General features: G+C 58.8%; 12 protein-coding genes and 1 pseudogene. 2 read left to right on the top strand and 11 right to left on the bottom strand.

The features are described 5' to 3' along the window. The 10 genes and pseudogenes from tssJ to tssA form a co-directional block, all read right to left on the bottom strand. A complete protein-coding gene (tssJ, locus tag TK42_RS12690; RefSeq protein WP_032876027.1) occupies positions 1-486 on the bottom strand; it encodes a type VI secretion system lipoprotein TssJ in 486 nt (161 codons plus the stop codon). Between the two features lie 5 nt (positions 487-491). Then, complete coding sequence (gene tagH, locus TK42_RS12695; protein ID WP_103734346.1) at positions 492-1,688, bottom strand: type VI secretion system-associated FHA domain protein TagH; 1,197 nt, start codon at positions 1,686-1,688, stop codon at positions 492-494. A gap of 11 nt (positions 1,689-1,699) precedes the next feature. Beyond that, positions 1,700-1,831, bottom strand: coding sequence for a type VI secretion protein (locus tag TK42_RS12700; protein WP_078821533.1), 132 nt, complete (start codon positions 1,829-1,831; stop codon positions 1,700-1,702). 34 nt (positions 1,832-1,865) lie between these two features. Continuing rightward, positions 1,866-3,395, bottom strand: a complete 1,530-nt coding sequence (locus tag TK42_RS12705; RefSeq protein ID WP_103734416.1) for a sigma-54-dependent Fis family transcriptional regulator — start codon at positions 3,393-3,395, stop codon at positions 1,866-1,868. Positions 3,396-3,403: 8 nt separating this feature from the next. Continuing rightward, positions 3,404-4,417, bottom strand: a complete 1,014-nt coding sequence (gene tssG / locus TK42_RS12710) for a type VI secretion system baseplate subunit TssG (protein WP_103734347.1) — start codon at positions 4,415-4,417, stop codon at positions 3,404-3,406. Then, positions 4,381-6,168, bottom strand: a pseudogene (tssF, locus tag TK42_RS12715) (type VI secretion system baseplate subunit TssF). The gene tssG and the pseudogene tssF overlap by 37 nt, the downstream one beginning before the upstream one ends. Next, positions 6,158-6,559, bottom strand: coding sequence for a type VI secretion system baseplate subunit TssE (gene tssE / locus TK42_RS12720; protein ID WP_103734348.1), 402 nt, complete (start codon positions 6,557-6,559; stop codon positions 6,158-6,160). The pseudogene tssF and the gene tssE overlap by 11 nt, the downstream one beginning before the upstream one ends. A 14-nt stretch (positions 6,560-6,573) precedes the next feature. After that, on the bottom strand, positions 6,574-8,052 hold the full coding sequence (gene tssC, locus TK42_RS12725) for a type VI secretion system contractile sheath large subunit (protein ID WP_005788785.1): 1,479 nt from the start codon (positions 8,050-8,052) through the stop codon (positions 6,574-6,576). Between the two features lie 27 nt (positions 8,053-8,079). After that, positions 8,080-8,577 carry a type VI secretion system contractile sheath small subunit gene (gene tssB / locus TK42_RS12730; RefSeq protein WP_078821537.1) on the bottom strand — a complete coding sequence of 166 codons (498 nt, stop codon included), beginning with the start codon at positions 8,575-8,577 and terminating at the stop codon, positions 8,080-8,082. A gap of 28 nt (positions 8,578-8,605) precedes the next feature. After that, entirely contained in the window at positions 8,606-10,159 is a 1,554-nt protein-coding gene (gene tssA / locus TK42_RS12735) for a type VI secretion system protein TssA (protein ID WP_177464466.1), read from the bottom strand. 483 nt (positions 10,160-10,642) lie between these two features. On the opposite strand from tssA, the gene TK42_RS12740 reads away from it, so the two are divergent. After that, positions 10,643-11,158 carry an Hcp family type VI secretion system effector gene (locus TK42_RS12740; protein WP_005788794.1) on the top strand — a complete coding sequence of 172 codons (516 nt, stop codon included), beginning with the start codon at positions 10,643-10,645 and terminating at the stop codon, positions 11,156-11,158. A 53-nt stretch (positions 11,159-11,211) separates the two neighbouring features. On the opposite strand, the gene TK42_RS12745 is transcribed toward TK42_RS12740, so the two are convergent. Beyond that, positions 11,212-12,033: an aldo/keto reductase gene (locus TK42_RS12745; RefSeq protein ID WP_032876043.1), complete on the bottom strand. Its 822-nt coding sequence runs from the start codon at positions 12,031-12,033 to the stop codon at positions 11,212-11,214. A gap of 106 nt (positions 12,034-12,139) precedes the next feature. Here TK42_RS12745 and TK42_RS12750 point away from each other — a divergent pair, with 106 nt between their 5' ends. After that, positions 12,140-12,634, top strand: a complete 495-nt coding sequence (locus tag TK42_RS12750) for a DUF1543 domain-containing protein (protein ID WP_032876046.1) — start codon at positions 12,140-12,142, stop codon at positions 12,632-12,634. Positions 12,635-12,724: the final 90 nt, after the last annotated feature.

Here is a 12,724-nt window from a genome sequence, read left to right on the forward strand (position 1 = left end):
TCAGCGCACCTCCATCCCGGCGAGCGAGTCGACGACGCGTATACCGTCCTGGTCCAGCACCAGATCGGCACGGTTGCGCTGGTGCATAGTCACGGGGATCAACTGCCGCCATTGAACGTGCGGCAAGTCTCGGTAAGCCGCCAACACCCCTACAAAACGACTGTCGGGACCGATACGGAGTTTGAGCGCCAGGTGGTCACCTGGACGCAGCTCGACTTCTTCACTGCTTACCCAGTCCTTTGCCAGCAATTGCTGCGCCTTGTCATACAGGCTGAAGAAGTCGGCATGTTCGAAGGCTACGCCATGGCGCAGTTCGATCAACTGCACCACCACGGGAGAGGGGCGACCGTGCAGGTCAGGGTTGACGTGCTCGTTGGCGGTCAACACAACGTCCAGCTTGGTCAGCGTGGAAAAAGGCGATACGGCGCTGCAACCCGCCAAGAAACCAAACAAAAGCAACACCAAAGCACGGGTAGCTCGATACATGAATATCATCCTGAAAAATCAATGTGCAGGGAGGAGATCAGGCGCACCTGTTCTTCATAGGCCGTGGCGAAATCGCCGTTCAACGGGCGATCGTTCAACGGCCCTTGCGCCACCAAACGCTGGTAGTGACGCTGGTAAGCACGCCAACGCGCGCCATCGGTGAAAAATCGTGGCGGCTTGCCCTGAGATTCAAAGCACCAGGCCAAATGGTTCGGCTCGAAGGCCGTGTACACCTTGTTCACGGTGCTGCGACACGCAGCCTGCAGCGCGACCTGATGTACCTGCAGCTCCCGATGAGCCAGACCAATGGCCCGCGAGGCGGGCATTTGGCCCAAAGCCCCTGTATCCAGCAGTGCGGATAACGCCGCGTTGGTGTCGCTGAACATTTTCAAAGGGTTCCGGGCTGCGCCCTGACTGTCGAACGACGACCTCCCCCATTCGTGATGCAACTCTTCACGCGTGCGCAGGGCTTGTTGCAGCCCCTGGATCGTCAAGCGAAACAACCCCGCCACCTTGATCGCCAGTACCTCCCTGGCCGCTGGGTCGAGTGCGTCGAGCCCCACGCCCAAGGCCGCCGCGAACTGTGACCAGAACACTTCATCAGTCGAGGGTCCCATTGCACTAACGTGCACTGCAGCAACCTCTACCCCGGGTTCTGCCCGGCGCGGGAATGTCACATGCTCCCTATCGGTCCCGTGGCGTTCGGCCCACACCCCTTGCTCATCAACGGCCTCGCTCAATGCTGCCAGGTCATCCGAGATGGCCTGCTGCTGGTGCTCCAGGTCCAGCGCGTGCAGAGGGTCCAGGGACAGGAAGGCATCATCGGGAATCGGTACTGCCACACTGGCACGCAGCTCGCCGCAAGGTCGTGCGGGTTGCAACAAACGCGCACGTAGCACCAACGCCCCAAGTTCGAATACATCGCCATCATTGATCAATCGCGCCTGCCCCTTGCGCAGGCGTTCAGCACTGCCTGCCACGCCAATACCGTTGCGGCTGATATCAGTCAGGAAATAGCGGCCCTCACGGTAACCGACTAATCCATGGTGACTGGAGAGCACGCGGCTGGGGTCGGGTATCACCCAGTCACATCCGGGGCCGCGGCCAATCACGCCACCCACTGCGTCAAATACTTTGTGGGCCGAGGGTTCGGCGCTGGCGCTGTCGACCGTACAGACCTCAAACACAAGCTGCATCGTCATGATCCCTCTATTCATCGGCCACGAATAATTGCCTGTGGGTCACCCAGAGGACGGTACTCGGCATCATCGAACACGTAGTTGGCGTTACAGCCACCCAGCAAACACAACACAAGCAACACGGCGTGCCATGGACGGTCAGGCATCAGGTTTCTCCCACAGTAAAAATCAAGTGCACCATTAGCATTTCTCCCTGGCATCGCCGACGGGGATATTCAAGCGTGCAAGACGGTAAAGCAGCGTGCGTCGGGCAACCCCTAGCTCCCGCGCGGTACGGGTGCGATTGCCATGGTTCTTGTGCAAGCAATCGAGCAGGAACACTCGCTCTACTCGTTCCATGCGCTGGCGCAGCGTCACATCGTCGCTCGCGGCCGGCGCCGCAGTCGGTGGCAGCGCCAGGTGCTCCGGCAAGATCACGCCGGCGTCACACAACAACACGGCACGCTCAACCATGCATTTAAGCTCGCGTACGTTGCCGGGAAAGGCGTGGCCGGACAGTTGATCAAGGGCCAGGGTGGACCAACCCACGGGTGACCTCTCCAGCGCCGCGCACGCCTCGTCAGTGAAATAGCGCGCCAGTTGCAGCAGGTCGCCGTCTCGCTCGCGCAGGGCCGGTAACGTGATCGGAAACTGCACGAGCCGGTAATAGAGGTCTTCGCGAAAGCGCCCCTCGGCGACCATCGCAGCGAGGTCGCGATGAGTGGCCGCAATGATCCGCACGTCGACCTTATGCGCCGCGCTGGCACCCAGCGGCCGGACCTCGCCCTCCTGCAAGGCCCGCAGCAATTTGGCTTGCAGTGCCAGCGGCATGTCGCCGATTTCATCCAGCAGCAACGTACCGCCGTGCGCGGCATCAAACAGACCCGCATGATTGCGCTCGGCCCCCGTGAACGCACCTTTGCGATAACCGAAGAGCTCGCTCTCAAGCAGCCCTTCAGGGAACGCTGCGCAGTTCTGCACGACGAAGGCTTTCTCCCGGCGCGGGCCGGCCGCATGAATGGCCCGAGCTACCACTTCCTTGCCGGTGCCGGTCTCGCCGCACAGCAGTACGGTATACGGGGTATGCAGGACTTTACTGATCAAATGGCACGTCTGCTTCATCGCCGCACTGGAGCCAATCAATCCGTACTCCCTGGCCAACGGCTTGTTGCACCTGAGCCTTGAATCAACGTTGGGCTGCATACTGCGCAGTACCAGCAGCTGGTTCACGGCGAAGCTGCCCAACTGCGCCAGGGAGGTGGCGTAGCCTTGCAACTGGGCCGGCTGTTGCCGAGCGCACAGCAGCACACCGGCGACCCGCTCACCACGATTGAGCAATGGCACGCTCAACAGCGCCCGCCAGGGCTTCACCGGTACGGGCAGGAAATTAACGTCATGGCAACTGCTCTGCACATCTTCCAGGCTCAGGACAGCACCTTGGCTCAAGGTATGGTTCAACAGGGGTGGATGGTGCAGATCAGAATCTGCGACCGCGACGACCATCGATGCCGCCTCGGACAAATGTTGGGCAATCAGTTCAAGGCGACCGGTCACTTCATTGAGCAGGTAAAACTGGCTGAGTTCGCACTGGTTCAGTTGTGCCACACCGGCGACGAGCGCGTCAGGCAGCGCCTGTTCATCACGGTACAACGCCAGGCGTGTAAAGCAGGCGGCCAGCGCATTGGCGTATACCAGTGGGTCGGACAATTCGCCTGGCAGGTCCACATTCATCATGATCATCAACCCCTGTGAAAATTGCTGGCAAGCGTAACCACGCCGTCGGCCTGTTCATGCGCCAGCCAGGTGGTCCAGCCCAGGCGGCAAAGCGTGTTTTCGCCGATGTGCAACGGCCTGACCTCGCCCGGCGCCAACGTCAGGCGCAGGTCGTATTCCAGAGGGTCGCGCAGGGTCAGTCGCACCAGCGCGCACAGCCGCTGGTACGCCTCAGCGATAGGCAGAAAATCATGGAAACGCTGCCAACCCAGCGCCAGAAGATGCACCCTGAACTTACCGCTGCGGTCAGCGATGCGATGCCCCAGGACAAGGTCCTGACCAAGGGCACTGTTGGCCCGCCCCAGATGATTGCATTGCAACTGGCTGACCTCGACCGTGCGCTCCACCCATTGCTCGATAAACAACGCGTCGTGCTTGAAGTAGTAACGCAGGACAGCCTCGATCAGCGCAGCCGAGTGCACTCGCAAACTCAGCAGGCCCAGATAAGGCAGCAGGCGCTTGCAATCAAGCTGCGAAGCACTGCGAATTGCGCTGTCGCCCAGCCCCATCAAGGCAAACATCTGCTCGGAAAACCTGTCGTTAGCACCTGCCCGGAAACACGCCCGATAACGGTATTTGCGCCAGATCGGCAACATCAAGCGCTGCAGGCGGTGATGGAACAGATCAAGGAAATCTCGAGTCGGGTTGCCGCCCGAACGCTCGGCAAACGCTTGCTCGGCGTAAAACGCAGGTAGCGGCGAGCCGGCACCGAATAACCCCAATACGTTGAGACGCAAGCGAGCGCGCAAGGCCCCGCGCTCGCTGAAAAACTCCACACGGTCGATATCGTGCGCGGCAAACCCAAAACCGGGGTTGGCCTGGAACTCCAATTGGTCATACAGCGCCTCGTCATCCAGCAGCGGATGGGCCTCGCGCAGTCGTTCGATGACCTGCACAATCGCCTGAAATAGCGTGTACTCACGAATCACACGGCAAAGTTGAGTCAAAACAGCGGTTGCTGCCCCATCCGGGATGGCCATAGGTACACGTCTCCTTGTGTGCTGATGACCCGCAACTCGTGATACGAATTGAGGCTTGCATAGAGCGCAAAGAACTGATTGAGAACAGAGGCGAATACAAACAGATCGCCCTGACCGACAAAGCCCTGGGAATCAACGGTCAGCTCGACCTGCAAGCCTCGAACAGGCAGACCGCGGTGCAGACGGTCCACTGCCTCATGGCGAATGGAGCGCAAAGCGCTCAACCTTTTCTGACTGACCTTCAGCGCCTGTCGATCGTGATAGCGCGGCAAGTCGTAGGTTTGGAGTATCACTTTCAAGGCATTGATATCGGTCAACGACAGATAGTTGACTGACATATTGCTGATGAGCTTCCACAAAAAATCCTGGTCCAGTGGCGGCGCAAAGCTCGCGGTGGGCGTGGTGATGTTGCAAAACCCCAATGACTCCGGGGTCTGTTCCCCGGGCAGGGTGATTTCGCCTGCACGAAGTTGGCGCGGCAGGTTGCAATTGGTACAGGTCAGTTCGACCGACAGGGTTTCCTGGCCCTGTTCGCGGCGGCTGGGGAATCCCATCCAGGTATCAAGCCCGCCATGCTGTACCGACGAACGCTGGCGAATGCTGTAACTGGAGGGGGCCGCCATAGCCTCGTGATCGCCGTCATGTTCAAACGACTCGAACGGCACATAGGTCTGGTAGCCCAACCCGCCGGGGCGCCACCCGGTGACCTAGTCCACGGAAAACACACTGGCATTGCCCGGCGTATATTCCCCAGGTACCAACAGGTACTCATCCTGTTTACCGTCCAGGCGAATGGGGATCGCATCCTGTTTGAACAGGTTGACGATGGGCGTGCAATACAGCTTCACGTTGTCCAGGGTTGGACGCAGGGGATCACGGCCCTGGGTGTGAAGTTCGAAGCGCATCACCATGCCATGCGCCTCCCGGAGCAGCTCGTCAGGCAGCGTGTGCACCACGTTCAGCCCTTCGACGTCGACAAACAGGTATTTCTCGGGAAAAGCGAAGTACTCCTGCAGATGCCGATAACCATCGAAGGTGTTCTGCGGATAAGGAATCAGCGCCTGCTCCGGGGAAAACCCCACTGGCTGAACCTGGCCGGCACTGAGGCGCAGCGTCACAGGTTGCCCGTCGCGGGTCCTCACCGGTACACCCTCGTGATCCAGCAGCGACAGGCAGATACTGTCGACATGGCGCAACAGGCTGAGGTACAGGCCCTGACTGATGTAGTGGTCGCCAGCCAAGTGCAGCCTCAGCGAATCAAATGCCAACTCACTGAAGTTACCTTGGGTACTCATGGTCAGTTGCAATTCCAGCCAGGCCCCCTCGCCCTGGCAGCGGTATTCCAGGCCACTGAGTTGCAGGGGCATGATGTCGGTGGCATAGCATGTGCGGAACCGGCAACGCTCACCCTTGGTGGGAGCGCTTTCCACGGCGGTGTCCCGGGCCACTCGAACACTGGGGCCGGCACGTTTCAAGGGGTCGAATTGCAGGATGCTGAAGGCCGGTGTTGGCCGCATGTAATGGGGCCATAACAAGTGCATCAACGAATGCGTCAGCTCCGGCAGTTCGTCATCCAGCTTTTGTCGCAGGCGAGCGGTCAGAAATGCAACCCCCTCCAGTAAACGCTCGACATCCGGGTCCTGGCCGGCCTCAGCAAGAAACGGCGCCAGAGCTGGATTGCGCTCGGAAAAACGCCGCCCTTGTTGGCGCAGCGCGCTGAGTTCACTTTGAAAGTAGCGGTTAAACGTCATGGACGAAAACCTCTACCCGCCCGGCTTGCGCAAGACGGGCCTGAAACACGACCGGTTGCAGGACGCCGTCGATAACTCGCTCAGCTTCAATTGCAAATGCCAGGACCAGGGACCCACGCACATCGGGCAACAGCCTGACATGCACATTCGCCAGTCGCGGTTCGTAGGCCTGGATAAAACGCTCGATATGCAGCCGCGACTGAGTCAATGATTCATGCAGGCTCAGTCGCATGTCGTTGAGATCAGGCAAACCATAATCAGCCAGTGTCTGGACACTGCCCGCACGTGTGCTGAGCATTTTCCCCAGATGTGCGGCGATGGACGCCACAGGACACCCTTGCGTCGATGCACCGTATTCAAGACGCTCGAAAAGGCTGTTGTGCTGAATCATGCCCTGGCCTCTGCTCATTCTTTATCGAGCTTGCCAACCAGGGACAAGGTGAAGTCTGCCCCCATGTACTTGAAATGCGGGCGCACTGTCACGTTGACGCGGTACCAGCCTGGCTCGCCCTCGACATCACTGACGACGATGCGCGCGGCACGCAGTGGGCGCCGTCCACGCACTTCGGCGCTGGGGTTTTCCTGATCCGCCACATATTGGCGAACCCACTTGTTGAGTTCCTGCTCAAGGTCCGTGCGCTCTTTCCAAGCGCCCAACTGTTCGCGTTGCAGAACCTTGAGGTAATGGGCCAGGCGGTTGACCACCATCATGTAGGGCAATTGGGTGCCCAAGCGGTAATTCAGTTCTGCCGCCCTGCCTTCTTCACTGATGCCAAAGGATTTGGGCTTTTGCACGGAGCTGGCGGAAAAGAACGCTGCATTGTCGCTGCCCTTGCGCATGGTCAAGGCGATGAACCCTTCTTGCGCCAGCTCGTATTCGCGCCGATCCGATACCAGCACTTCGGTAGGGATCTTGGTTTCAATCTCGCCCATGCTCTGGAAGTGATGCAGTGGGAGGTCCTCGACGGCCCCGCCGCTTTGCGGCCCGATGATATTCGGGCACCAGCGAAAGCGAGCGAAACTGTCTGTCAGGCGTGTGGCAAAGGCATAGGCGGTATTGCCCCACAGGTAATGCTCGTGGCTGTTAACCACGTTTTCCTGATATGCAAAGGTCTTGACTGGGCACTCAAGGGGGTCATACGGGGTGCGCAACAGAAAGCGCGGGACAGTAAGGCCAATGTAACGGGCGTCTTCGCTCTGGCGAAAGCTTTGCCATTTGGCAAACTGCGGCCCTTCGAAATGATCCCGCAGGTCTTTCAGGTCGGGCAGCCCGGTGAAGCTTTCCAAGCCAAAGAAACTCGGCCCCGCCGCAGCAATAAAGGGGGCGTGAGCCATGCTGGCGACGCTGGAGGCGTATTGCATCAGCTTTACATCGGGCGCACTGGGCGAGAGAAAATAATTGGCAATGATCGCACCCACCGGCTGCCCACCGAACTGACCGTATTCAGCGCTGTAAACATGCTTGTAAAGCCCGGACTGAGTGATTTCCGAGGAATCCTCGAAATCATCCAGCAGGTCTTCGCGTGAGACATTCAACAGCTCGATCTTGATGTTCTCGCGAAAATTGGTGCGGTCGACCAGCAACTGCAACCCCCGCCAGGAAGCTTCCAGCGCCTGGAAGTCGGGATGGTGCAGGATCTCATCCATTTGCTGGCTGAGCTTGGTATCGATTTCGGCGATCATCCGGTCGACCAGGCGTTTCTTTACCGGTTCGTCACGGTTGTGTGGCTTGAGCAGCTCCGCGATAAACGCCGATACGCCGCGCTTGGCGATGCCGTAAGCCTCGTCGTCGGCGCTCAGCAATGTCTGGGCGGTGATGTTGTCGAGGATGCTGCAGGTGTGGATAGTCTGTACCGATTGCAGCTCGTGTTGAATCGTGGTCATGGTATCAGTGTCCTTTTACTGAAAATGTCAGGCGTCTGGGCTGGGCAGCCCAAGCTCGGCCAGAACTCGTGCGCGGGAATCACCATGGGTCAATGCCTGCTCGATCGCCTTGCGAAAGCTTGGGGTGTTGCCCAATGGTCCCTTGAGCGCCACCAGTGCTTCACGCAGTGCCATCAGCTTTTGCAACTCCGGGATCTGCTCGACAAGATTCGCGGGATTGAAGTCTTTCATCGCGTTGATGCGAACCTGGATCGCCAGTTCTTCCACGTCGGCTTGATCCTGGAGGCGATTGGGTACGTTCAGCGTCAGGCTCACTGCTTGCTTGGCCAACACCTCGTCGAGGGTGTGCTTGTCGATACCGATGGGCTTGCGATCTTCCAGCTTGCGCAGGTCCGCACGTTGGGAAAAATCCCCCAGCACCAGCAGCTTCAACGGTAGCTCGACCTCTTCCTGGGCACCGCCGAGGGCGGGTTTGAAGGTAATATTGATACGTTCCTTGGGGGCTACCGAACCGTCTTTGGCCATGGTGCTTTTCCTTTTATTTGATGAGGCGCTATTGAAGTACTGCTTCCAGGTCGAAATGACACAACCGGCGATGCAGGGCATCCTTGCCGTCGCGTATGGCTTGGCTTTGAGGTAGCAGGTCGTAGCAGCGGTACAGGAGCTGAGCGACTTGCAGGGCCAACGCCGGCTCCCAGATTTCCAGGCCCGCGCGTTGTAATTGAAGATCGAGTTGCTCCAGCTGGATCCTGGCCAGCTCGTGTTTGCCGGCCGCCATGCACAGCCTGGCCAGCGCCAGGCGCCAATGAAAACGGCAGCGATCACTGACCGCGCCCTGCAAGCCTTGCTTGATCACACCCACCGCGGCTTTGAGCCCGTCCTTGCGCAGACAAGGCATTACCGCTTCCAACGCCGCGTCCCAGGGTTGGGTCGTCAGGTCGGTCACGACTTCACTGGGCGCAGGCTTGCGCACATGGCGCATCACGTGCAGCGCAATCCACTCGGCTGTCGCAGTGTCGGCAAAGGGGGTGCCGTCGTCGAAGCGGTACTCCGTCAGGTTTGGCAGGCGCTGCAGCAGCAGCGCGAAATGTATCTCCAGTTCGGCCATGGCCAGGTCCGCGTGCAAGCCGTCCAGACACTCCCAGGCCATGCGCAAACCATCGAACCAGAACAACGCACCGGCCAGACTGACTTCCAGTTCGAACAGCACATCGGCGTAATGGCCTTGGCTCAAGCGCTCCTGATAACGCTTGAGCTTGTCGGCGGCCAATGGGCGCAGCGCGGTTATGCGTTCACTGTTGGCGTCGGGGTAGTTGACGAGCATCAGCCACGCCAAGGTTCGGCCCAGGCGCAAAGCCCGCAGGTCGGTGGCGTTCTGGCGCAACCACCAGGCGCATAAAGGCCGGGCCTGTTCCTGTAATGAGCGCAGTAATTTGTGCGCCTCTTTTTCGCTGTTGACCGATTGCTCGGGGGTGGGCAACTGGACCGCTGCTTGCCTCACGCCGGGAATAGCACCCGCGCGCCCATCAGTTTCTGGCGCCCCTTGCGCGGCATCGGCCAGGCGCTCCGCCAATTGCCGTCGAATCGGCAGCAGCACGGGAGCATCACTCCCCAGATGTTGGGCCCATAGTTGGTCCAGATGTTCGAGGTGTTCCAGCAACGCTTGAAATAAAGGCTGTTGATCATTGAGCGAGATTTTTTTTGCAAACGCTTGCTCAAGGCGCGACACCAACCAGCCAAACGCTGCAACGCGGGTACGCAGTTTGCCAGGGTAGACGTGCACCCAATGGTGCTCGCAGAGCTCACGCAGCACACCGAGGCCGGCCAGCAATCCAGCCAATGAATCACGCTGATACAAGGCCCAGGTCAACCAGCAGGCGACACGCAGATCCTTGGAGTGCTCACGCAGCAGGCATTCGCTGATTTCGCTGACCCGCTGCCAATCCGGCAGCCCATTGCCATGAACCGACTGCGCTTTGCCAAGTTCGCCTTCCAGCGCTTCGAACTCGTTGGAAAAGCGCATATCAATGCCCACGAAACTACCTGGCGAACAGGCTGCTCGTGCAAGTAGCAAATAATAGGCATACAGTTCTTTTGAATGACTCATTTTCGGCCGCACACAACCATCCAAGGCAAAATAGGCAAACTTAACGCCATTAAAGTACGTATCAGAGAGCCCTTAAGTTCCGTTCAAACATATCGAGACACAAGAACCTTAGCCATGCATAAAGCAATGAGCAAGCGACGGACCAAAACTTAAGAAACATCCTACGCGCCGCTATAATCTTGGCCTGCGCAGCTATTTGCGCACACATTCGAGTAACAACAACTCTGTTAGCTCGGCCAGCCGTATACTTCACCGTAAAAACACGCGAGCAACTAAGTGCGCATCGACGCGCAACTTTTATAACTAAAAACAGCCCATAGCCCGGAATAAAAACCCAATACGCAGTGCACCAAACAGTGCTAGCCCTTATTTCATTGAACTTCACACTTTCAGGCACGCTTCTTGTTATAGGTTATAGGCACCTACCCGTTCAGCCATTTCGCTGTTCGGCAAAACCTACTCAACCCGGCAAGGAAACCAATCATGCCAACACCCGCGTACCTCTCCATCACCGGAGTCAAACAAGGTTTGATCACGGCAGGCACATTTACTCAGGACTCGGTAGGCAACATTTATCAGGAAGGTCATGAGGATCAGATACTGGTCCAGGCATTTGCCCATCAGGTGATCATTCCTCGCGATCCGCAATCGGGCCAGCCGACAGGTCAGCGCGTGCACAAGCCGCTGATGATCAGCAAGGTTTTCGATAAATCGTCACCGTTGCTGTTCAGCGCCCTGACCAGCGGTGAAGAAGTCTCCTGCCGCCTCGAATGGCTGCGCACCTCGTCCGCCGGAACCCAGGAGCACTACTTCACCATTGAACTGGAGGGTGCGACTATCGTGGACATCCAGTCACGCATGCCCAACTGCCAGGACCCCGACAACGCCCACTTCACTCATCTGGAGGATGTGCACTTCACCTATCGCAAGATCATCTGGACTCACGAAGTGGCCGGAACTTCCGGCTCGGACGACTGGCGCAGCCCAGTGGCCGGCTAACCACGGCTAGAGCGGGAACAGCTGCCAGGGAAGGCGCCGTTCCTGCTGGCCGGTTACACCATCGCCAATGGGTGCTTACGCTTGGGCGCTGCGAACACACGATCGATAGCGTCCAGGTCATGTTCATCCAACACCAGCTTCGCAGCTGCGGCGTTGAGTCGGATGTGTTCAGGTGTGACCGCCTTGGGGATTGCGATGACACCCTCCTGGCGCAGGACCCACGCCAGCGATACCTGGGCCGGTGTGACCTCATGGCGACGTGCGATCTGCTTGAGGGTCGGGCTCGACAGCAGCTCACCACCCTGGGCGATGGGACAATAAGCCATCAGTGGTAAATGATGCTGTTGCCACCATGGCAACAGGTCGAACTCGATCCCGCGCTCTTCAATGTTGTAGAGCACTTGATTGGTCGCACATGCAGGGGATGCGAGCTCCTGCAGGTCTGCCACATCGAAGTTGGAAACACCCCAGCGGCCGATTTTGCCGGCCTCGCGCAAACGCTCGAACGCTTCGACAGTTTCTTCAAGTGGGTACTGGCCGCGCCAGTGCAACAGATACAAATCAATGTAATCGGTGCCAAGGCGCTGAAGGCTGGCTTCGCAGGCGCGAGGCACCCCCTTTTGGCTGGCGTTATGCGGATAGACCTTGCTGACCAGAAATACCTGGTCGCGCTTGCCACGAATCGCCTCTGCGACCACCTCTTCGGCACCGCCGTCGCCATACATCTCGGCGGTATCGATGAGCGTCAGGCCCTCATCTATACCCAGTTGCAGCGCAGCAACTTCGGCGCGGCGCCGGCTTGGGTCTTCGCCCATGCGCCAGGTCCCCTGGCCGATGACAGGGACGGGAACACCGGCCAGATCAATGGTACGCATGACAACCTCCTGGTGAGTGTGCTGATTAACAATGTGGCATTGAGCGGACAAAAGGGTTCAATCGCAGTATGGTTGCCCTTTCGCCAGTCGCCAGGAATCACCGGTAATGCTGTTTGTCGTCATGCTCGGGGGCAAGCATCCACGGGCAAAAATCGAAGTACACGATGTAGTGTTCGCCGTGGCGGATACGTTGCAGGCCAGCTACCCGCAATTGCGCGACGCCTGGTTTGGCAGCCCCAAGGGTGTGCACATCGACTCATGGATGGCGGTCGACGGCGTCGACGGCTGGAAAGTTGAACTGAGCCATCTGGCGCCTCATGGCGACGCGCCCCGCCTGTACTTCATCAACCTCGGTGGCTATGAAGCCCATAGCTTCGGCGAGGCCCATCACTACCTGCTGGTAGTCGCTCGTAACAAACAGCAGGCCATGAGCCAGGGCAAGCAGCAGATGCTGCGCCACTGGTCCCAGGCCCACACCGACGGCGTGCTGGATATTGACGACTGCCTGCCGATCGACTTGGTGGACGGCCGTTACATCCACCTGGTGCAGGGGCCGCACCAACCGATCGTGCAGCGCAACGACTACATCGTGTTGCCTTGAACCGCCACGCTGAAAAAGGCAGGACTGAACAACAGCGGAACTTTGCCAGGAAATAACCGCCTGAATCCGGTACGCTCACCGTTTTTTTAC

The organism is Pseudomonas sp. GZJR-8 (assembly GCF_002916705.1).
In the GTDB taxonomy this organism is placed as follows: domain Bacteria; phylum Pseudomonadota; class Gammaproteobacteria; order Pseudomonadales; family Pseudomonadaceae; genus Aquipseudomonas; species Aquipseudomonas synxantha_A.

Bases quoted from the DNA above. Each gene is read 5' to 3' on its own strand.
- tssJ (WP_032876027.1), bottom strand. From the start codon at position 486: ATGTATCGAGCTACCCGTGCTTTGGTGTTGCTTTTGTTTGGTTTCTTG.
- tagH (WP_103734346.1), bottom strand. From the start codon at position 1,688: ATGACGATGCAGCTTGTGTTTGAGGTCTGTACGGTCGACAGCGCCAGC.
- TK42_RS12700 (WP_078821533.1), bottom strand. From the start codon at position 1,831: ATGCCTGACCGTCCATGGCACGCCGTGTTGCTTGTGTTGTGTTTGCTG.
- TK42_RS12705 (WP_103734416.1), bottom strand. From the start codon at position 3,395: ATGAATGTGGACCTGCCAGGCGAATTGTCCGACCCACTGGTATACGCC.
- tssG (WP_103734347.1), bottom strand. From the start codon at position 4,417: ATGGCCATCCCGGATGGGGCAGCAACCGCTGTTTTGACTCAACTTTGC.
- tssE (WP_103734348.1), bottom strand. From the start codon at position 6,559: ATGATTCAGCACAACAGCCTTTTCGAGCGTCTTGAATACGGTGCATCG.
- tssC (WP_005788785.1), bottom strand. From the start codon at position 8,052: ATGACCACGATTCAACACGAGCTGCAATCGGTACAGACTATCCACACC.
- tssB (WP_078821537.1), bottom strand. From the start codon at position 8,577: ATGGCCAAAGACGGTTCGGTAGCCCCCAAGGAACGTATCAATATTACC.
- tssA (WP_177464466.1), bottom strand. From the start codon at position 10,159: ATGAGTCATTCAAAAGAACTGTATGCCTATTATTTGCTACTTGCACGA.
- TK42_RS12740 (WP_005788794.1), top strand. From the start codon at position 10,643: ATGCCAACACCCGCGTACCTCTCCATCACCGGAGTCAAACAAGGTTTG.
- TK42_RS12745 (WP_032876043.1), bottom strand. From the start codon at position 12,033: ATGCGTACCATTGATCTGGCCGGTGTTCCCGTCCCTGTCATCGGCCAG.
- TK42_RS12750 (WP_032876046.1), top strand. From the start codon at position 12,140: ATGCTGTTTGTCGTCATGCTCGGGGGCAAGCATCCACGGGCAAAAATC.